Source organism: Paenibacillus sp. GCM10027628 (genome assembly GCF_042676385.1).
Classification (GTDB): domain Bacteria; phylum Bacillota; class Bacilli; order Paenibacillales; family NBRC-103111; genus Paenibacillus_E.
This window is the reverse complement of the sequence record NZ_JBHTHA010000022.1, coordinates 1-21,541: the sequence shown is the minus strand read 5'-3', so window position 1 is coordinate 21,541 and position 21,541 is coordinate 1. Positions and strand designations below refer to the sequence as shown.

Sequence of the window (21,541 nt, the reverse complement as noted above, 5' to 3'; positions counted from 1 at the left end):
CCTTCGCCATTCGGGACTTGAACCCTATAGATAGCGCCCATGCTGGGCGCACACGCAAAAAAAGCGCCTGTTTCCATAAGAAACAGAACGCTTTAACACTATGAAATCTATTTTGCTTTATCTATCGCAACCGTTTGCCCGGACCATACCTGCTGCGAAGTCCACAGCGCATCGGGATTGTGCCAGAACGCATCCTCCGCCGGTATTCCGAGCGGTAAGAAAACCGCAGAACACAGGTACAGGCTGCCTGTCGATATATAATGCTCACCCAACTCAGGCTGGTGACCGCACAAACCGATCTGAAGCCAGCCGGATTCGTCGAATGTACCAGGCGCTTCAATCAGCCTGCGTATGACGGTGCTTAGCGCGCATCGGACTTGCGCCGGGTTCACCTCCGCCGGCAGCTCGCCTCGCAATGCGATCTGTGCGAGCAGCTGAAACGCGCCGAAGCGGTAAGCCAAGGAGCGGCCAGTTACCGGAAAGGTACCTTCCGGTGAAATGGATCGTTCCAAAATGGCTGCATAGCGCTGCGCTCTAGTTAGAATAGGCGCCTTCATTTGCGCCCAGTCGTCCGCCTCCCCGCCAACGCGTTCGATAATATCGACCAGCATCGGTTGAATGACGAAGCTGTTGTAATAGTCTGCGTGATACTCCGGACCGTCGCTGTACATCCCATCGCCAAGATACCACTGCTCGTGCTGCTTCAATGCAAAATCGACGCGCATCCGGTCCCACTCTTCGCCGCAGACGAACAATGCTGTCTCGATCATGGCTGAGAACAGCAGCCAATTGCTGAAATGAGGCTTTCGCGAACGCGTAGCCTTGAGCGCTTGAACGACGTTGCTTTGGACCCTAGGGTCCAAGCTTTGCCATAGCGCAATCGGCGCTCTGAGAATCGCGTGCGCCAAAAAAGCGGTATCCACAATCGGTTGCTGCCCGGTAGTGAAGTTCAAATAATCCGGCGAATCCGGATCCGTTGCCGCATCCATCGCAACTCGAACCAACTCTACGTAGCGGCTGCGCAGCCGCTCTTCTTCGGGGTCCGATGAGCAGCTATCCAGCCATGGCGCGATACCGACCAGCGTACGCGCGAATGCCTCCAGATGAGAATAATGCAGCTGCTCATCCTTCTTACGCTCCACCGGCATAGTAGCTCGCAGTCTTCTAGCAGCCAGAGCCTCCAGAACAGGTGAAGCGATGCGATCCATCGTGCTTAGCCAATACTCACGGTGGTTTCCTTTAGCAGCGCTGTTATTCATACCAGTAGCCTGTAAGCCCTTTTTCTAATCGAAGAAGCGCTTCAAGATAATAATAATCGCCCCAGATCATATAATCATCCGGCGCATTGCCACCACGAACGTGGTACGAGCCACGCTCGATGAAGCCTTGAGCGTCCGGCTTGCCGATCGTAGCATACTTGTCAACGAGTCCTTTCATCGAACGTTCAACGCCATTTTCCAGGAATGCACGGTCTGCATCATCTTGAGGAAGATGGGATAAAAGCTCCAATGCCCCGGCAGCGGCAATGGCGGAAGCTGAACTGTCCCGCTTCGTGTCCGCATCGACTGGTACGTTAAAGTCCCAATACACAACGTTGTCTTCAGGCAGTCGTTCGAAAAAATATCGGGCTAACCGCTTCGATGTTTCCAGAAACAACGGATCTTTCGTGTATCGGTAGGAAAGCGCGAATCCGTAAATCCCCCACGCCTGCCCGCGAGTCCACGTAGAGCCATCCCGGTAGCCTTGATGCGTTCCGCCATGTAGAGGCTCTCCATTTCCCTGATCAAAATAGAACGTATGGAACGATGAATCATCGCCACGTACCAAATAACGACGGCTCAAGTTCGCGTGAGTGAGCGCGATCTCTTTGTATTTCGCATCGCCTGTCTGCTCGCTAGCCCAGTAGAGCAGCGGCAAATTCATCATGCAATCGATGATGATCCGGCCTCCATTATGCTCATCTCCTGCGGGTCCCCATGCTTGAATGTACTGACCCTTCGGTCTCCAGCGCTTGAACAATACGTCGGCTGCTTGCAAAGTCAAAGTTCTGGCAGCCTCATCTTTTTCGATGATCCACTGCGCTTTGGAAGATAAGGAATATAAGAATCCAATGTCATGATGATCCAGTGCAACGTTCTTTTCCAGTCTTTGCTTGAAGCTCGCCACGGATTTACGAGCCGCTTCTAGGAAAACTTTGTCACCGCTGTATTCGTAGCATAGCCATAAAATACCGGACCAAAAGCCATCCGTCCAATCATCGTTTGGATTGAGCAAATATACATCGTTATTGCTTACATGAGGAAATAAATCCCCGTAACGTTCAATGTTCGCTTTTGTTTTCCGTACCGCGTCTTCAATTGCCTGCTGCCACATATTCATTCACTCCGCTCTTCTATGGATTAGTTGTTTGACGTTCAATCAGTTTTAGAGGGACTTCGATCTCCCTCTCATTCTGCACTATGGCCTGTTGGCTGCTCAATTTATTAAGAAGCTTATCGATAGCTGTTGATGCTTGAAATGTATACGGAATGTCCCAGCTAGTGAGACCTGGAAAACTGTGCTCGGCAATATAATGGTTATTGATGCCTACGATTTTCATCTCGCCCGGCAGTTCAATGCCTAAGCGAAGCGTTCCGGTAATGAGACGCAAGGCCACATAGTCATCAAAGGCAACGATGCCGATCGGCGCAGGATGGCGCTCACGAAGCTTTTGCAAATAATCATCGACCTCAAGATCCTTCACATCGACGATTTCATAACTGATTCCGCTTCCATAACGCGCGATACCATGCAAAAAACCGATTTGCCGCTGCTCGTCGATCGCCTTGGACCTCTTGCTGCTTACGTAGCATAACGCTTGGCAGCCTCGTTCCAACAACAGTTTGACCGATTGCTCGCAAGCGGATGCGAATCCTAAGTTGACTGCACCAATCGCGATATCCTCGGGCCAATTCCAACCGTTAATCAGCACTAAGGGTGTTCCGCTATTGACAATGGATCTCGTCGATTCAAACCCCATCGCCAAGCCGTGGCAAATCAAACCATCCACTCTGCGCTGCTGCAAAACCTCCAAATTTCTGCGTTCAATCTCCGGGTCGAATCCCCCAGATGAAAATACAGACAAGTGATATCCGCGATGATGCGCTTCAATTTGCAGATGCTCGGCAAGCAACCCATAATATCCATTCAATCCCGGTACGATTAGACCAAGCTCGTACGTTTTATTGCGGCTTAGCCCTGCTGCCATCGTATTGCGCCGGTAGCCTAACCGCTCAGCTGCCTGCTCGACTTTACGAATTGTCTCTTTCGACGAACGAATACCACCTCGATTCAGCACGTTGGAGACCGTGGCGATCGATACGCCGGCTTCTTCGGCCACATCCACAATCGTGACTTGTTTGGGCTTACCCATGCTGCATTCAACTCCATTTTGTTAAACGTTTAACATTCAGTTATAGCTTAAATTGAAACGTTTAACATGTCAAGCTGAAAATCAGAACAAAACTGACCATTAGCGGGCAAAAAAAGAACCCCGCACCAGCGACTATAAATAAAATCGCGAATGCGGAGCTCACTGCAACCGTTATTTTTTATTTTTCTCCAGGATCGCGTTTGCATCCTTGCGGAATTTGGCTGCAGCTTCTTCTATGCTCGTTTTCTTGTAAAGAATTTGCTCACTCGCCGATTTCAGCAGCTTCTCGACTTCAATCGAACCGATTGGATTCGGAGGATCCATTTGCGAGCTGTTTTGTTCGGCCCAAGCGACATAATCGAAAATTTTCACTTCGTTCGGAGACAGGATCGGCTTGAGCGCATCCTTCACTTTGGAGGATACCGGCACGCCGCGGTCGCCTTTAATTAATTTATTCGCTTCGATATCGTTGACGAAGAAGCTGATGAATTTCGCCGCTTCTTCTTTTTGCTTGGAACTATTCGTAACCGAGAAATACATGCTCGGCTTCAAGAACAATCCTTTATTTCCGTTGCGGCCGGGAAGCGGGAACAATTCGAGCGGACGATCTTTCACCAGATTGGCGACCGCCAAAAATTGGTTGGACCAACCGTTGCCGGAAACCGCGTTCCCTAGCAAAATTTCATCCTCTTCCGCTACGCCTTTCTTGGTTGCTTCTTTGTCGAGCGACAAGATGGAGCCTGCATCGTACCATTTTTGGTAACGTTTAAAGTAGTCGATAAAAGGTTTATCGTCGGAATACCCAAGTGCCGAGCCATCTGCGTTGTACATTTTCTGATCGACGGTTCTAAGGTAGTATGGGAAGAACACTTCGTGATGGAAAGCAAAGCCGCCTATCTGCTTGCCGGATGCCTTCGCCTTAGCCGCCATTGCATCGTAATCATCCCAAGTCCAATCCTTACCCGGGACCGGAATATTTAGGCTCTTGAGCGTATTCACATCTAATGTGGTGCTAAGCGCATTCACCCCTAGGTTCATACCTACAAGCTTACCGCCGTATTCACCGCCGGAAACTGCATTCGGGCTGATCGACGACACGTCCAGAATACCGTTTTTCGTATATGGTGTTAAATCTGCCAGCTGATTTTTGCCGCCATACTGGGCCAGGTAAGAAATATCCATTTGGATAACGTCCGGCAATTGGTTTGCCGAGGCTTGCGGGGCAAGTTTTTTCCAATAGTCGTCAAATGTTGCGTATTCCGGTTCGATTTTTACATTCGGATGCTGCTTCTCGTACATTTCGATCACTTTCAGCGTATAGTCGTGGCGCGATTGCCCTCCCCACCAGGCTACCCTCAGCTTGACTGGATCTTTGCTTGCCGCAGGAGCTGAAGTTGCCGTTGCCGCTTTGGTCGGCTCGCCGCTTGACGCAGGTGCCGCTGTTTTCGTATTCGAACCTGTAGAACACGCCGCAGCCGTGAAAAGCACAGACAACGACAATGCTAACGTTAACGCTTTTTTCATCTCTTTTTCCTCCCCTAAAATGAAGTCGCTCGCAAGTGGATAACGCTTACAAGTTTATTATCCAACTTTAGAAAGAGAAGTTTAATGCAGAAATCGGAGATGTTTGTTCAAAAAACAGTGATCATGAAAAAAAAACCGCGTTCCAGAAAAAAAAATAAAACCAGATCCGTTTCCGTTACGTAGTACTCTTCATGCATGACATACTACTCAAGTCAGGGAGGTTTCTTGCTTATGACAACGACACTTGCTTTTCACCAAACCGCTTCAATCCGAGACTTCATTTCCATGGTGGTATGGTATTTACGTAAGCGACGGAGAGCGTAACTTGAATGGATTCCTCCTATAAAAAGAAAGAAAAAGAGCTCTTCCCAAGTAGAATTCTCTACTCGGGAACAGCTCTTTTGTTGTTTAAAGTATGGAAGCCAGCAGCTCGTAAGAGCGAAGCCTTTTTTCATAATCGGGAACTTGGGTAACGACGAGAAATTCGTCAATGCCGCAAACTTCTCCTAGTTGCTCCAATTGACTTTTCACTTGCTTCGCAGTTCCTATGATCAAATTTGGATTCGGCGTAGTCTGACTCGGTTCGTTTGCCGCTGCCTCGGTGGCAGGCTTTTGCCAAGCTGAGCCTTCCGCCATGAGACGCTTGGCTTCCGCTTCCGCTTCCGTTTCGGCGCAAATCACACCTACTGCTGAAATGGCTTGCGGTGCCCGCAATGCAGTTGAAGGCTGAAATTGCCTGCGGTAAGCGGCTAGAACTTCCGCCGGGTCGTTATCGCTCATAAATTGGCCAAAAACGTAACCGGTTCCGAATTGAGCGGCGAAATCAGCGCTTTTGGTATTCGTACCCAGCATCCATACTTGCGGAGGCGTCTTCGGTACCGGTCTTGCCGTCACGGACTGACCTTCCAGCTCAAACCGGTTGTCCAGCAGTGCCATCAACGTTTGTAAGGACTCAGGAAGCTGACGAACATGTTCAAGAAAATTGCCGCTCAGCGCAATCGATGCATGCGCAGACCCGCCTGGAGCTCTCCCGATGCCGAGATCGATTCTTCCCGGGTATAGCGTCGCAAGCATCTGGAATAATTCAGCGACTTTCAACGGCTTGTAATGCGGGAGCAGCAGGGCTCCGGATCCAAGACGAATGCGAGTCGTGCGAGCGCCGATATGCGAAAGCAGGACCTCCGGGGATGTGCAAGCCAGACCTTGGATATCGTGATGCTCGGCGACCCAATAGCGGGAATAGCCCCATCTTTCCGCTGCCTGGGCTAGCATGACCGCTTGTTCCAAAGCATATGCCGGGTCAGCCGGAGCAAAGACAGGTACAAGATCTAGCACACTTAATTTCATGAAAGTATTACTCCTTTTATTTTGCGCAATCATGATATATTTGACAGCTCCCAGACGCAAGTCCTAATCCAAAAACAGCCGGTTCCCTCTAATTGGAAGAGGCGAATCGGCTGTAATTGATGCATCTCCGGCTCAGGCGCTTCCAAGCCGATATTCATTCATATAATGAACGCATTGTATGAATCGGACGGTTTGCGTCTGAGCTCTCATCACAACTGAATGCGTTTCAGCGCGGTTGCTGTAATGGAATTTAACACCGCTAAGGAAATCACCGGACGTCACGCCGGTTGCTGCAAAGTAAATATCGGAGTCGCCGACCAAATCGCGCATGCCGAGCACCTTGGATGGGCTCAAGATCCCCATGTCGATGCAGCGCTGCTTTTCTTTTTCGCCCTCCGGCAGCAGCCTTCCTTGAAACTCGCCGCCCATACAGCGGATCGCCGCAGCCGCCAGCACACCTTCAGGCGCCCCGCCGGAACCTACATGCAGATCGATGCCGGTATCCGGGAATGCGGAGGCCATCGCGCCGGCAACATCCCCATCGCTGAGCAGATGGATTTTCACGCCTAATCCGCGTAAAATCATAATTTTATCTGCATGTCTTTTACGGTCAAGAATAGAGACGGTTAAGTCTGTGATATCCTTTTGCAGGATCTCGGCAGCTTTTCGAATTGTCGCTTCCAGCGGATCGTCCAAACTGAGCTTCCCGGCCAAACGGGGACCAACGGCCAGCTTTTCCATATACATATCCGGGGCATGAAGCAGATTCCCCTTCTCCGCAATGGCAACAACAGAAAGGGCATTGTTCCTGCCGCTCGCGACGATGTCCGTCCCTTCCAGCGGATCAACGGCCACGTCAAATTCCGGACCTGCACCGCTGCCCACCGGCTCTCCGATATAGAGCATCGGCGCTTCATCCATCTCACCTTCGCCAATGACGACTGTTCCGCGGAATGGAATCGAGCTAAATATGGAACGCATGGCTGAGGTAGCGGCTTCGTCTGCGCAATGCTTGTTTCCTTTGCCCGTCCAGCGAGCAGAGGCCAAAGCCGCATGTTCGGTAACCCGGACGATGTCCAGTGACAAATCTCTCTCCATCTCTCCATCCAACCTTTCTTTCACTCACATATTGGCTAAAATCATCCCAGCCGTTTCTTCGATAGCCTTTTCACTTACATCCAGAACCGTACAACCTATCTCGCGATACAGGTTCACAGCAAACTCAAGTTCTTCCGCAACCCGCTCCGTCGTTGCATATTTGGCTCCAAAAGGCAGTCCTACCGCTTTCAAACGTTCGGTGCGAATGCGGACCAGCTGCTCAGGACTCATCGTTAAGCCAACTACTTTTCGCGGATCTAATTCATAGATGACTGACGGCGGCTTTACTTCCGGAACTAATGGATAATTGGACACTTTATAACCTTTGTGCGCCAAGTAAATGCTTAGTGGCGTTTTGGACGTGCGGGAAGGTCCCAGCAGAACGATATGCGCCTGTTTCATCATGCTGGGATCCTTGCCATCATCGGAATTAACCGTAAATTCCACCGCTTCCACCCGTTGAAAATATTGTTCGTCCATCTGATACAATAAACCGGCTTTCCGTTTAGGCGAATCCTTAAAAGTATCAATGAATGCCTGCATCATGGGACCCATAATATCTATCGCGTTCACGCCGAGTCGGATCGTCTCTTGCCGCATCATTTCTCTAAGCTCCGGCAATACGAGCGTGTAGGCGACAAACCCGTTAACCCGTGAAGCCTCTTCCATCAAAGTGCGGATCTCATCCTCGGTTCGAATCGACCCAAAACGTCTGACTTGAACTGTGCTCGCGTTAAACTGACGGATTGTAGCCTGTACGACGGTATTCGCCGTTTCCCCGACAGAATCCGAACAAACGAATATCGTATGCATATTCTCTCCCAATCGAACTCCCCCTGATTAGTTCCCCAGCGCCACATCGAGCAGCAGTTTGGTCATCGTCGTTTTCGTTATTCTTCCTACTACTTCACCGAGATTTTGTTCTACGGAGTGCTTCACGACAGGAATACTGTCAACCTGGTGGAAAATCATTTTACGTGCCGCCTCCAAAACGCTATCATCGGGGCTCACAGTAATAATATTCGGATGTCGTGTCATGACAAGCGATATCGGCATCGAGGTCGCTGCCGCATTACCAAGTGTTACTTTCAGTAAATCTTTGCGGGAGACAATGCCGACGAGCATCCCGTTCGCATTCACGATAATAAGACTCCCCACATTTTCGAGAAAAAGTGTAACCACAGCGTCACTTACCGTGACCGTTTCCCTAAGGACGACGGGAATTCCCATCACATCCTTAACTTTGACCGCCTCCACATTGGTAAAAGGCGAATCTTCTTGAAGCGCCGCTGTACCCAGAAAATAACCTACTTTGGGCTTGGCGTCTATATATCGGAGCATGACCAGCAGCGCAAGATCCGATCGGATGGTCGGACGACTGATACCTAGCAATTCTGCGATGCGTTCGCCCGTTATTGGCGCATGTTTTTTGACAAGATCGATAATTTCGATCTGGCGGGATGTGAGCTCGATAGTGTTTCCCTCCCTGAACAATTCAAATCAAGATCATCCCTTTGCATGTTCATATGAAAACTTGCAATGGAAGCATAATCTATTGTAGCTCATCTATGCTTAGAATCATACCCTGGGGCCTGCTGCGATAATGCTTTCATCCACATTTGCAAATTTCTTAAAATTATTGATGAAACGCAGCGCCAGCTCCTTGGCTTTCTCATCATAGAGCGCTTTGTCCTGCCAAGCATTTCTTGGCTGCAAGAGCTCGCCCGGAACCCCCGGGATTTGATCCGGACATAATAAACCGAAGAATGGAGCTTCGGTAAACGTCGTCTGCTCGATGCTGCCATTCAGTGCAGCCGTGACCATTGCTCTTGTGTATGACAAATTCATCCGTTCCCCAACGCCATAACTGCCGCCAACCCAGCCCGTATTGATTAAATAAACGTTAACTTGGTGCTCTTCAATTTTGCGTCCCAGCATTTGTGCGTAGACAGAAGGATGAAGCGGCAAAAACGGTGAGCCGAAGCAAGTGGAGAACGTAGCTTCCGGTTCAGTAATCCCCCGCTCCGTACCCGCAAGCTTGGACGTATAGCCGGATAGGAAGTGATACATAGCCTGCTCTTTCGACAGCTTGGAGATTGGCGGCAGTACCCCGGATGCATCGGCGGTCAAGAACAAGATGACGCTCGGATGATCGGCTTGCCCGGGAATCATTGCTCCTGGAATATGTTCAACGGGATAAGCTGCACGGGTATTCTCCGTCAATTGGGTGTTGCCGTAATCGGCGACCCCGCTGGAAGGATCCAGCACCACATTCTCCAAAACAGAGCCGAATCGGATCGCTTGCCAAATCTGCGGTTCCTTCTCTTCCGAGAGTCCTGCGCATTTGGCATAGCAGCCTCCCTCGAAATTGAACACCCCGTCCGCCGACCAACCATGCTCATCATCGCCGATGAGACGACGATTTGGATCTGCGGACAACGTCGTTTTTCCCGTGCCGGAAAGTCCGAAGAATAGGGCAACATCACCTTCAGGTCCGACATTTGCCGATCCGTGCATAGGAAGCACACCTTGGCCGGGAAGCAAATAATTGAGAACGCTGAAGATCGATTTCTTCATCTCGCCGGCATACTCTGTCCCTCCGATCAGGACGATTTTCCGCTCAAAAGAGAGGCAAATAAACGTCTCGGACTTTGTACCGTCAACGGTTGGATCCGCTTTTAAACCGGGAAGGGCAATGACCGTAAATTCAGGTTTGTGAGCAAGAAGTTCAGACTTGCCGGGACGAACAAACAGCTGGCGAGCGAATAAGTTGTGCCATGCGTATTCATTGATTACCCGAATCGGGAGTCTATATGCAGGATCCGCGCCCGCAAAACCGTCAAATACAAACAATTCCCGCTCCGCCATGTAATTTTGAGCTTTTTGATACAATTGTTCGAATTGTTGTTCCGAGATTGGCTGATTCACAGCCCCCCAATCGATTTGATCGGCGACAGAACATTCATCGACTATATATTTGTCCTTTGGGGAACGACCTGTGTACTTGCCGGTGTTCACCTGAAGCGCCCCGGAAGAAGCTAATGATCCTTCTTTACGCTGTATGCTCATGCTCATTAACTGAGATACAGACAAGTTGTAATGAATGGTACCTACATTTGGATGTTCTACCTTAAGCTCTATGCTCATGCTCCCATTCCTTTCACCTATGAGGCCTCAGTTATATAGTGTGTATTAATTATTATATATTGTATATTATAAAATGAATTAATTAAATAATAAACCGTTTGGACACATAAAACAATGTTTTATTGCCTTTTCCGTAACAATTATGACACATTTTTAGCGCAAAAATAAAAGAACCTGAAGCCGCAGTGTCGCCTCAGGTCCTTCTAAGGGATAACCTCTTGGTCACCCCGAAACATTTCTAATGGAAGAAAACGATGCCCATAACCCCGGATAAAAGAATAACGACAAAAGGGTGCAGCTTGTACTTAATGACGCCAACGACTACGCCAATCGTTATCAATACCGTGGCGGCTTGATGCCAGGAGAACAAAACCTTATCGGCGCCCGACCATCCAAAATGAATGGCAGCGAAGATGATGAACCCCGTCACAACGGGACGCAAGCCGTAAAACGAAGATTTAAACCATTTGTGATGATGCCACTTGTATAAAAATGCCGCCAGCAAAATAATGAGCAGCAGCGAAGGAAAAACCATACCGAAGGTCGCTGCAATAGCTCCAGGTATACCCGCTGCCTCAAAGCCAATGAGAGTAGCGCTATTCGTCGCGATCGGACCAGGGCCCATGCCGGCCAAAGCAACAGCATGGTTATATTGTTCGCCCGTCATCCATTGATGAATCTCGACTTCATGCTGGATGATCGGTATCATCGCATAACCGCCGCCGAATGAAATGAAACCAATTTTCAAAAAAGTAAAAAATAAACTCCATATCAGCATCGCAGGCACCCCATTCTTAAATGCCGTCCGCGATAAAGTAATCCGCGTATTTATAGGAATTGGCGGCTACAGGTGTTGCCGCTTCTTTTTCTAATGGACTCGCCATCCCCCATCGCTCCTTAAGAATCACGATGATGATGCCAAGAAATAGGCCCATGACGATGACTAAGATTGGATGGATAGGGACATAGAGCAGAATAGCAACCGTACTTACTGCAGCCAACAGCGTTATTTTATCCACAATGCAAGCCTTCGCCATTTTATAGCCGGCCACTATAATAAGCCCTACGATGGCGGCATGGATGCCTTCCAGAATTGCTTGCGTTTTGGGATAATGCTCAACAAATGAATACAACACACTCAACATGAGAACGATGAGGAATGTGGGAATCGTGATGCCGATGACGGCTGCGACTGCTCCCGTAATTCCAGCCAGATGATAGCCTATCAAGGCCGATGTGTTAACACCGATGCCTCCCGGTGCTGCTCCCGCAATCGAAAGCAATTCTGACATCTCTTCGTCATTCATCCAATGCTTCTGTTCAACGACTTCTCTTTGGATTGCCGGAATCATCGCATAACCGCCACCGAACGTTACGGGGCTGATCCGAAGAAAAGTCCAAAAAATGTCCAAAAGCTTTTTCATATTTCTAATCGGCATGATGGTTGACCTCCCCTGCACTTAATTCTATTTTGAATGAAAGATCAGGAAATGTCCAATAAATTTTATTTAAATATAGGGAAAGTAACTACTTATAATGCATGTTTTTCACCCACTAAATCCCGATAATCCCGATGCGCTCTGTAAGTTTATTTCTTTTTGGCAAGAAGTTCAGAAACGCCTTTCTACACAATTTAGGGACTCATAATCCATAGAGTGACGATATGCCTCAATCTCAATCTGTAACGGCCTCTAGTTTCGTATTACTCATGGCATTTAACTAAGATTAACTGGAGATTAGGGATTGATGGGGAGGCTGAAAGGGAGATTGGAGGGTTAACGGGAGATTGGAGGGTTAAAGGGAGAATGGATGGTTAAAGGGAGAATGTGAGATTAACGGAGATTAGGGGATTGATGGGGAGATTAATTGGGAGATTGAAAACATGGAGCATCCACAGCGATTAAAGAATAAAGTCTCTATTAGCGCCCGGTTGGACTCAAATTTATTGGAGAAATGGTCCAAAGAGGGCTCGAGAGAACAAAGGTCTTTATTCAAAGACTCAAGTTCGTTATTTATGGTCCTTTGTTCTCTACCTCGACCAAATCGGGGGATTCACCCACTTTTAGCGTCATTATGGGCGTTATTAGCGAATGTTTGTTCTCAAAAAGAAACTGGTAACGGTCACCTTTCGCAAATATCAGTCCACACCATGTATGTCCATAATAATCCTCTTCCAAACAACTCAGTATCTTGCAAAGCTTCCAAACAATGAAAAAGAGAACCCGCAACAAGCGTGGATTCTCCTCAGTCTACTTCATAATGGAATTCGATCGGTTTGCTATAAAGCAACACCTGTCCATCGAACGCGACGCTTACAGGTTGACGCTACTCATGTCCGGATAACGGGCCCCTAATGCAGCTCCCTTGGGGGCAGCGTCATCGATGCGCGCCAAGTCGTCCTTCGTCAGTTCAATCGCGATAGCGCCAATGTTCTCCTCGAGGTACTCCCTGCGTTTCGTTCCCGGAATCGGGACAATGTCGTTCCCTTGAGCCAACAGCCAAGCTAAGGCCAATTGAGATGGCTTCACACCTTTCTCGGCGGCTATCTCTTCCACTCGCTTGACGAGCTCAAGGTTTTTGATGAAATTGTCCCCTTGAAATCGGGGTGAGAACCGTCGATAATCGTCTTCGGCCAAGTCTTCGAACTTTTGGATTTGACCGGTGAGAAATCCGCGTCCTAGGGGACTATAAGGAACAAAGCCAATTCCAAGTTCGCGGCACACGGGCAAAATCTCATCCTCCACATCGCGGCTCCAAAGCGAATACTCCGTCTGCAGCGCGGTTACCGGATGTACGTCGTGTGCGCGCCGAATGGTAGCTGAGGCGGCTTCGGACAACCCGATGTAGCGGACTTTGCCCTCTCGCACCAGTTCAGACATGGCACCGACCGTTTCTTCGATCGGAGTTTGAGGGTCCACTCTATGTTGATAGTACAAATCGATATAATCTACGCCCAGACGGCGAAGACTAGCCTCACAAGCTTCTTTTACATATTCCGGCCGGCCGTTGACACCCAGAAATTTACCCTCTTTGCTTCGTACACTGCCAAATTTCGTTGCCAGAATGACTTCGCCGCGGCGTCCTTTCACAGCTTTGCCGATAAGCTCTTCGTTTTTTCCGACGCCATACATATCCGCCGTGTCCAGAAAAGTAACCCCAAGTTCTATAGCTCTGTGTATGGTGCGTATGGATTCCTCTTCATCACGCCCGCTGTAAAAGTCAGACATGCCCATGCAACCGAGTCCGAGTGCTGAAACCTCCAAATTGCTTTTGCCTAGCTTTCTCATCTTCAAGTTCATCCACACCTTTCAATAAACACGCATGAATTTAGACCGCATAAAGAGTTATGTAATCAGCCCATCTTCATCATACACCTTAGAGTTCACTTTAAGGCAAGCGTTATTTGCGTTTCCGGTCTTATCCTGCTAGAAAGCTTCAACCTACAATAGCTCAAACGCCATTAAATCCCTGGCCACTGTGATCTTACCTGAATAGATATCCTGCATCCCACTTGTATACTCAGCCTCTGCCTCAACATTTGCTGCCGGTGCCGGTATGTGATGGGTCAGAACAAGATGGGCAACCCCAGCTGCTCTCGCGATTTCCGCAACTTCCAGCGTAGTCGAATGATACTTAGCAGGATTAGAGAGGCCAATGCGCTCTTGGGGAAATTTCTCTATCAATGCGTCCAGCCAAACTTTGTTGTAGGATTCGTGAATCAGCAAATCAGCGCCCCTACTGTATTTGATCATATTTTCCACTGGAATCGTATCCCCTGAAATCACGACCGACTTGCCGTTATACTCGAATTTGTAAGCAATCGCCGGATAAACCGGCCGATGATCGACTTCAAATGCAGTAATTCGAATGCCGTCCCTGTCATAGACGACGCCCTCGTTGCTCTCAAAATACCGGATATCCGCCCCTTCTCCTGCGGAGAAGTTATAGTTCACCCGCAGATTCGCATCGAAATCGAAAGACTCTCTCATTTTACTGATGATCGCTTTCGTTGTCGTCGGCCCATACACATTCATCGGACCTTTCCGGCCCTCAAAAACCCGTTCCGCCGTGACGTGCGTACGCCAACTTGTTATAAACACATCGAAGAACCCTGAGTTGTGATCGCTGTGATGATGAGTAAAGAAGACGTCGGAGATCCGCTGCGGCATAATCCCCGCTTTAATTAATTGGTCAACCGTTGCGCCACCGCAATCGACCAGAAATGTTTTGTCCCCTGCCATAACGGCAACTCCCGCTTTCGCTCTTCCATAAAAAGCCCGCGGCGTGCCAGTTCCCAGAATGACGATCTTCAAATTTTCGTGATAATCAGGCAATAAGTGCTCTTGCTTTTGGATTTGCAATTGTATGACCTCCAATGTTTTATCTATTTTTCTTGTTTGACCTCGGTCATTAGAGACAGATCAAGGAACTTGCTGAAGTCCAGCTCCTCCGCCTTAACCCCTTTCATATAACCGGCATCAAAAGAAGTTTTGGCTTGCGCGTTAATGTCATCCAGCGTGATATCTTCCGTTAATTTCAAGTGATCAATTGCCGCTTGGATGAGTGCCGGCTCCATGCCCTTTCCAGTTAGCTGCTTCAGTTCATTGCTAATCAGATCATAGGCTTTATCCGGATTTTGTTTAATAAAATCGATGCCCTGCTTATTGGCTTTGATCGCTTTTTTGGCTAAAGCCCGGTGTTCGTTAATAAATTTGTCGGAGGCAACAAGTATCGTTAATGGATAATTGCCGTTTTTCGGAGGGATTTTATCCCAATCCACTAGAATTTCAGCAGTTCCTTCCTGAATCATTTGCGTACCCCAAGGCTCAGCGATCAGCGTCGCGTCCACTTCTTTTTGGCGCATGGCGACTAAGGTATCGGCCGGGGCCCGCGTAACGACTTGAACGCCTGAGGCATCCGTCGTCACTTTCAATCCTTCTTGACCCAGGAGCAAGCGAAGAGAAAGATCAGGCGTCCCGCCTTTGGCTGCGACAGCTACTGTTTTGCCGACTAAATCCTTCACGGATCGGATACCGGCGTCTTTGCGTACGACCAGCACAGCCCCGCCGTTATTTGCTCCGGCGATCACACGAATATTTTTACTCTTCAAATATTGATTGATTACAGGACCCGGGCCCACATAACCTAGATCAATTTGGTTGGTAGCAATCGCCGTTGCGAAATCCGCACCATTATCAAATGCAGTCACCTCGATCTTGGCACTTTTACCGAACTCTTGCCCAAAATAGTTGTTTTGCAGCGCGATAAAGCCTGGTGCATGCGTGACATTTTTCAAAATACCGATTTTAACCGTCGTATCTCCGGTCGTGTTTGCAGCTTCTTTACTCGCACCGCAAGCAGATAAAACCAGCGATATGAGTAAAGTGATGCTAATTAAGCGTGCTAATTTCTTCATTTGATTTCCCCCTATTTATTTAGCTGGAATCGGAGTGCAATTTTATCCTCCAGTTGTTTGAAGCAAAAATGATCGGAGATTGTGCCGATCACTGCGATGAGGATGACAATGCACAGAATAGTGGCCGTATCCCCCAGTCCGCGGCTATCTTGAAGCATTTGCCCGAGTCCGATGCCTTTGGCAATCAATTCACCTGCAACGAGCGCCCGCCAGGCAAATGCCCAAGCCACTCGAATCCCCGTAATCCAGTGGGGAAATGCCGCAGGCAGCATCACTTGAACAAACATGTGCAATCCATTACCCGCTCCCAGCATACGTGCAGCTCTTAGATGGATAGGCGCAATGTTAAGGATCCCGGTTCTACTGGCCATCGCCATCGTCCATGTTGCCCCAATCGTCGTGATGAAAATGACGGAAGTATCGGTAAGCCCGAACCAGATGATAGCGAACGGCAGCCAGGCTATGCTCGGCACGGTTTGCAGGGCTACGACCAGGAAGCCGAAGGTCTCATCCACATATCGATAACGAGCAAACAAGAATCCAAGCGTCGTTCCAAGTCCAATCGATATTAAAAAGGCACCGAGCAACCTGCGAAGACTCGCAACCGTTGCGCCGAGCAGATGCCCTTGCGTGAACCCATCATAGAAAGCTTGAAATGTTTGGAGAGGAGAAGGAAATTTCCAACCCCATTGAAAAATCCTATATCCCAACTCCCATGCTATCAGCAGGAGAACCAGAAACAACGTTCTTCTTAATGCTGTATTCATTTCCGAGCTCCTCTCTAACTACTTTCTCAAGCTCATCGGTGAGAGCTTCCATAATTTTGTTTTCCAGAAAATGAATGAGCGGATCCGCGCTTAAATGAGGTCTGGCCGCCTGAACAACGAATTCTTTTTTAACCCTCCCGGGCTGTGTGGACATGACGATAACCCGATCCGATAGCGTTACGGCTTCGCGAATATTGTGCGTGATAAATAAAATGGTTTTACGGGTTTTCAACCAAATTTCTTCCAAGTCTTTAAGTAAAATAAATCGGGTTTGTTCATCCAGCGCCGCAAAGGGTTCGTCCATTAATAAGATGTCCGGATCCATGACCAGCGCCCTGGCGATAGCCACTCTTTGCTTCATGCCGCCAGAAAGCTCATGCGGATAGCGATCTATAAATTTGCTCAAATGTACCGATTTGATTTGTTCGGCAGCGAGCGCATAGCGCTCTTTACGTGCGATCCCTTTCTGCTTCAAACCGAAAGCTACGTTATCCAATACCGTTAGCCATGGAAATAAGCCATGTTCTTGAAACACAACGATGCGGTCAGGACCCGGAGCGCCGACCCTTTCCCCGTTGACTGTAATGCTTCCAGTGTCAGCCGTTTCGAAGCCTGCAATCAGATTCAGCAATGTAGACTTCCCGCAGCCTGATGGTCCTACCAACGATACGAACTCTCCTTTTTCAATCGTCAAGGAAACTTGGTCCAAAGCCGTATATGCCGCTCCCGTCCGCTGGGAAAAGACTTTACTCACATTGTTAATGGAAATCATACTTACACACTCCCAATGAATGACTTACTAAATGTCCGAGAAAAATCGATTCGGATGAAAAATGACGATTTTCTTTTTGGCGTAATCGATAAGCCCTTTATCCCGCCATTTATTCAACGTCTCCGTAACGGTTTGTCTGCTGCAGCCAATAACATAAGAGATTTCCTCATGGCTAAGCGGCACTTGAACCTCGTGCCTGTCGGACGTCGGCTTGCCAAGCTGCATGAGAAACCAAGCGAGCCTCCAAGCAACAGGGCGGCATATTAACGTTTCAACCATTTTCTGCGTTTGCAAAAGTCTGCGGGCACCTAGAACTGCCAGTGCATAGGAGAATTCAGCGTTCTCCTTCGCTAACGCCACAAACTTGCGTGCATCCAGTGTAATAAGCTGGCTGTCGCTTAGACATCGCGCATACCGTTTACGCTGCGTATTCGTTAATAGCTCTGCGTTGCCGAATATCTCATCTTCATAACGAAGAAATAAGGTGATGCCTTGCCCCTCTTCAGAGGATTGTGAAATTTTGATTAATCCCGATTCTACGTAGTAAGCACCATTCGGGAGATCATTTTCTTGAAAAACGAACTCGTTTTTTTTAAAAGACTGGGGGACTCCATAGGTTCGAAAAGCATTAACGATAACTTCCTTTGTCTCATCTTTCTCATGAAGTTCTGTAATCTCGCTGTATAAGTCCATCTGGCACCTCCAGTAATACCGATTATTCCGATGTGTTATATGAAATATATCATAAAAATGTTGCTGATAATGTCGGATACCCGACAAAATTGAAATTTTAGCCCATAATCCAATCTTGAAAAGAGTTATTTATCCCTATCGTTGTCAATTGCAAAACATCTTGAATAAAATGACTACAGCTAAAGTCATGAACCGAGTAGATTAATTTAAGAAAGGACAACGATAGATGACAACTAAAAGAACCTATAAACTAGCAGACATCGCCAGACAACTTAGAAAGAAGCGATCCGTTATCGTTGATTGGGCGAATCAATTTCATGAATATCTTCCGAGTGTAGGCACTGGCAGTTACGTCAAGTATGCAGAAGAAGCTCTTGAGAAGTTTGAGATGATTTCCAGGATGAAAGATGCCAATAAATCGCATCGATATATCTTGGATCAGTTGCAAAACATGGATCAAAAGGTTGTTATTCAAAGTAAGGTTGAAGAAAAACCTATTACTTCTACGACAATAGGCGATAATTTGAATGTCCAGGTAAGCAATGAAACAAAGGAACTACGCGATATTATCCAAAAGTTAAGCCAAAAGATGGAGGCTAGTAAATCAGTCAGATTTACGTTCGACACAACGCCTTCTAATCATTCCAACGATTACTTGAATAAAGAAGTGATGGAACTTCGTGAAGACATCCAGTTCCTTATGCAGAAAATAAACTTCATCTTGCAACAAGATGTGAAAAGTGAATTGACGATGACCACGCAAGCGCTGAACGAGCGATATGACAACGTTTCTAGAGAAGTAACGGAACTGCGTCAAGTTTTTCAGCAGCTTCCTCTAAGGATCAATGAAGTTCTGGAACAAGACCTCCGAGGTGAAATCGTTGATATCATTGAAGCACTGAATACGCGATATGACGGCATTTCCAGAGAAGTAACCGAATTGCGCAGCGTCATCCAGTTGTTACCGCAGCAGATTCATGATGCTTCCGAGCGAAACAAAAAAAATGAACAAAATGAAAGAGTCGCCCTCACCAATTCACTGAACACGCGGTATGACGGCGTTGCGGGAGAAGTTGCGGAACTGCGTAATCTGCTCCAGATCCTGACACAGAAAATGGATGATAGTTTGGAACAAAACGTTACGAAAGTGATTACCGCAACAACATCGCTGAATCAGCGATATGACGGCATATCTAAAGAAGTAGTTGAATTGCGCGGCATTATCCAGCTCCTTGCGCAAAAGATCAACGATGTCATGGAGCAAGACCTCAGAGGTGAAATGACAGCCACAACGGATTCGCTGAATCAGCGATATGACGGCATGTCTAAAGACGTAGTTGAATTGCGCGGCGTTATCCAGCTCCTTGCGCAAAAGATCAACGATGTCATGGAGCAAGACCTCAGAGGTGAAATGACAGCCACGACGGATTCACTGAATCAGCGATATGACGGCGTATCTGCGGAGGTAACGGAACTGCGTAACCTGATTCAGATCCTTGCTGAAAAGATCAGTACGGTTATGGAACAGGACCTCAGAGGTGAAATGACGGACACAGCTGAATCGCTGAACAAACGATATGACCGCCTGTCTGAGCAATTTAAATTGCAACAGAGACAAATCAACGAAATGGCCAAATTATTAGGGTGGAAACCTCATTCTTAATGTTGACGAAATCTGATTGACCAGATTTTTCCTGCCGCTTATGATAAATTTAACGACATAAGCCTTAAGGAGATGTTGATATGACTAATCACCACGCAAGGCCTCCCTGCTAATATTTAAGAGCGAATCGTTCACGAGCACCTCCAGGCTTGGATTGAGCAACGTGCAATCCAAGATGAGAGGAGCATCACCATGACTGATTTGTCTAATATTTGGAAGTTGTATGTCAACCGATTCTTTCACAACCTCATACCTGCCTATGTCATTGAGAGGTTGTTCTGGGAACAGCGCGGCATGACCATCCAGATGGTTGTATATACAGAAATCATTTTCGCCAAAACCGTTTTTCTACTGGAAGTTCCGACGGGTATCATCGCCGATAAGTGGGGCCGAAGGAAAATGATGGTGTTAAGCGCTTTGTTGGGATGTTGCGAATTTCTTATATTGCTTTTTTCAACGGAGTTCTGGCATTTTGCGGTTGTCGTTTTTCTTGCGGGCATTGCCCGTTCCGCATCAAGCGGATCTGAAAATGCCTTGCTCTACGATTCCTTATTGCGAAATGGCAAAGAGCAGACATTTGAAAGGTGTCTGGGGCGCTTAAATGCGTATGATTTCATAGCAATTATAATCGCAGCATTGTGCGGGAGTTTGTTAGCTAACCGTTTTGGATATGAGCTGAATTATTGGATTTCATTTGCCAGTATGCTCGTCTCCTTATGCATATCGTTCATGCTGGTTGAGCCTGCTGTAAAAAGTGACGCCGATGAATCGGTAGAAATCAAAGCGTATCTGACGGCTTCTGTCCTTTTTTTTAGTAAAAATCCAGAAGTCTGTCTGATGGTGCTTTCCGGCATGGTGACAGGCGCGGCTATGAGCTTCATTGATGAGTTCTGGCAGCTTTATTTAAACCGACTGGAATTTCCGGTAGTATATTTCGGGTTATTTTCAGCTGCGTTCATGATCCTACGGCTACCGGGAAATGTGCTCGCCCATGCACTGAAAAGCAGGTACAGTTACAGAACTTTACTGCTGGTTGTGACCGCAGTTTTTGCAGCAGGTTTCTTGTACGTATCCATAATCAAAGGCATTACGGGTTTGTTGGCGATTTTGCTCATTGGTTTGTTCTCCGGTATCATAGAACCCATGACAGCCGGATATTTGCATCATAGATTGAACTCCTCCATGAGGGCGACGATCGATTCATTTCAGTCTTTTGGCTTGAATGCGGTACTTATTCTTACAGGTTTGGGCTTTGGTTTTTTCTCGTCCCGGTTTGATATTTTCGGTGGATTCGGGTTCATTGCATTCATTTGCATCGCATTCTTTGTATACTTCTCATACGCATCCAAGGCGATTGTTGAATAGAAGGAACGATAAAGGAGCTGTCTTTAGGTCATTATGGCCTAATCGGACAGCTTCTTTTTTTGACAAGTGGAGTCATCGGCCACTTTCAAAGCAATGAGGGGTAACCTTCAGGTCTGGGTCACCCGCTTGACAAAGAACAAAAGTCGTTATTTGTGAACAAGTTTGACGCTAAATTTCGGAGAAATAGCCATTTCGATGCTCGAAAGAACAAAAGTCCATAAATAACGAACAATTTTCGCTAATTATGGAATTTTATTCGTTCGAAGCCTGATTGGTGGTAGCGTCAAGAAGTTTGTGTATTTAGGTCTGGGTATCCATCGGAACGATGGATACGATT

Annotated in this window: 19 protein-coding genes; 2 read left to right on the top strand and 17 right to left on the bottom strand. The window is 47.6% G+C overall.

From position 1 onward, the window contains the following. Positions 1-107: 107 nt before the first annotated feature. The 17 genes from ACFQZT_RS17165 to ACFQZT_RS17085 all read right to left on the bottom strand — a co-directional run bounded on the left by ACFQZT_RS17165 (position 108) and on the right by ACFQZT_RS17085 (position 18,176). Positions 108-1,259, bottom strand: a complete 1,152-nt coding sequence (locus tag ACFQZT_RS17165; RefSeq protein ID WP_379301977.1) for a DUF2264 domain-containing protein — start codon at positions 1,257-1,259, stop codon at positions 108-110. Next, entirely contained in the window at positions 1,252-2,379 is a 1,128-nt protein-coding gene (locus ACFQZT_RS17160) for a glycoside hydrolase family 88 protein (protein WP_379301975.1), read from the bottom strand. The genes ACFQZT_RS17165 and ACFQZT_RS17160 overlap by 8 nt, the downstream gene beginning before the upstream one ends. Before the next feature lie 13 nt (positions 2,380-2,392). Beyond that, a complete protein-coding gene (locus tag ACFQZT_RS17155) occupies positions 2,393-3,412 on the bottom strand; it encodes a LacI family DNA-binding transcriptional regulator (RefSeq protein ID WP_379301973.1) in 1,020 nt (339 codons plus the stop codon). 171 nt (positions 3,413-3,583) lie between these two features. Further along, a complete protein-coding gene (locus ACFQZT_RS17150; protein WP_379301971.1) occupies positions 3,584-4,936 on the bottom strand; it encodes an ABC transporter substrate-binding protein in 1,353 nt (450 codons plus the stop codon). Between the two features lie 408 nt (positions 4,937-5,344). Next, positions 5,345-6,283, bottom strand: a complete 939-nt coding sequence (locus ACFQZT_RS17145) for an MsnO8 family LLM class oxidoreductase (RefSeq protein ID WP_379301969.1) — start codon at positions 6,281-6,283, stop codon at positions 5,345-5,347. A 132-nt stretch (positions 6,284-6,415) separates the two neighbouring features. Further along, on the bottom strand, positions 6,416-7,381 hold the full coding sequence (glpX, locus tag ACFQZT_RS17140) for a class II fructose-bisphosphatase (RefSeq protein WP_379301967.1): 966 nt from the start codon (positions 7,379-7,381) through the stop codon (positions 6,416-6,418). Positions 7,382-7,405: 24 nt separating this feature from the next. Then, positions 7,406-8,194, bottom strand: a complete 789-nt coding sequence (locus ACFQZT_RS17135) for a pyruvate, water dikinase regulatory protein (RefSeq protein ID WP_379301979.1) — start codon at positions 8,192-8,194, stop codon at positions 7,406-7,408. 27 nt (positions 8,195-8,221) lie between these two features. Then, positions 8,222-8,875, bottom strand: a complete 654-nt coding sequence (locus ACFQZT_RS17130; RefSeq protein ID WP_379301965.1) for a helix-turn-helix transcriptional regulator — start codon at positions 8,873-8,875, stop codon at positions 8,222-8,224. An 84-nt stretch (positions 8,876-8,959) separates the two neighbouring features. Further along, positions 8,960-10,528, bottom strand: coding sequence for a phosphoenolpyruvate carboxykinase (ATP) (pckA, locus tag ACFQZT_RS17125; protein WP_379301963.1), 1,569 nt, complete (start codon positions 10,526-10,528; stop codon positions 8,960-8,962). Between the two features lie 238 nt (positions 10,529-10,766). Continuing rightward, complete coding sequence (locus tag ACFQZT_RS17120) at positions 10,767-11,306, bottom strand: chromate transporter (protein ID WP_379301961.1); 540 nt, start codon at positions 11,304-11,306, stop codon at positions 10,767-10,769. 16 nt (positions 11,307-11,322) lie between these two features. Beyond that, positions 11,323-11,967, bottom strand: a complete 645-nt coding sequence (locus tag ACFQZT_RS17115; RefSeq protein ID WP_379301959.1) for a chromate transporter — start codon at positions 11,965-11,967, stop codon at positions 11,323-11,325. Between the two features lie 873 nt (positions 11,968-12,840). Next, a complete protein-coding gene (locus ACFQZT_RS17110; RefSeq protein ID WP_379301957.1) occupies positions 12,841-13,821 on the bottom strand; it encodes an aldo/keto reductase in 981 nt (326 codons plus the stop codon). Positions 13,822-13,968: 147 nt separating this feature from the next. Further along, positions 13,969-14,889, bottom strand: a complete 921-nt coding sequence (locus ACFQZT_RS17105) for an MBL fold metallo-hydrolase (protein ID WP_379301955.1) — start codon at positions 14,887-14,889, stop codon at positions 13,969-13,971. Between the two features lie 23 nt (positions 14,890-14,912). After that, positions 14,913-15,944: an ABC transporter substrate-binding protein gene (locus ACFQZT_RS17100; RefSeq protein ID WP_379301953.1), complete on the bottom strand. Its 1,032-nt coding sequence runs from the start codon at positions 15,942-15,944 to the stop codon at positions 14,913-14,915. A gap of 11 nt (positions 15,945-15,955) precedes the next feature. Next, positions 15,956-16,711 (bottom strand): ABC transporter permease, encoded by a 756-nt coding sequence (locus ACFQZT_RS17095; RefSeq protein WP_379301951.1) that lies wholly within the window; start codon positions 16,709-16,711, stop codon positions 15,956-15,958. Next, positions 16,644-17,483 carry an ABC transporter ATP-binding protein gene (locus ACFQZT_RS17090; RefSeq protein WP_379301949.1) on the bottom strand — a complete coding sequence of 280 codons (840 nt, stop codon included), beginning with the start codon at positions 17,481-17,483 and terminating at the stop codon, positions 16,644-16,646. The genes ACFQZT_RS17095 and ACFQZT_RS17090 overlap by 68 nt, the downstream gene beginning before the upstream one ends. A gap of 27 nt (positions 17,484-17,510) precedes the next feature. Next, a complete protein-coding gene (locus tag ACFQZT_RS17085; RefSeq protein ID WP_379301947.1) occupies positions 17,511-18,176 on the bottom strand; it encodes a Crp/Fnr family transcriptional regulator in 666 nt (221 codons plus the stop codon). Positions 18,177-18,402: 226 nt separating this feature from the next. Here ACFQZT_RS17085 and ACFQZT_RS17080 point away from each other — a divergent pair, with 226 nt between their 5' ends. Further along, entirely contained in the window at positions 18,403-19,839 is a 1,437-nt protein-coding gene (locus ACFQZT_RS17080) for a coiled-coil domain-containing protein (RefSeq protein ID WP_379301945.1), read from the top strand. A gap of 192 nt (positions 19,840-20,031) precedes the next feature. After that, a complete protein-coding gene (locus ACFQZT_RS17075; RefSeq protein ID WP_379301943.1) occupies positions 20,032-21,204 on the top strand; it encodes an MFS transporter in 1,173 nt (390 codons plus the stop codon). Positions 21,205-21,541 lie beyond the last annotated feature (337 nt).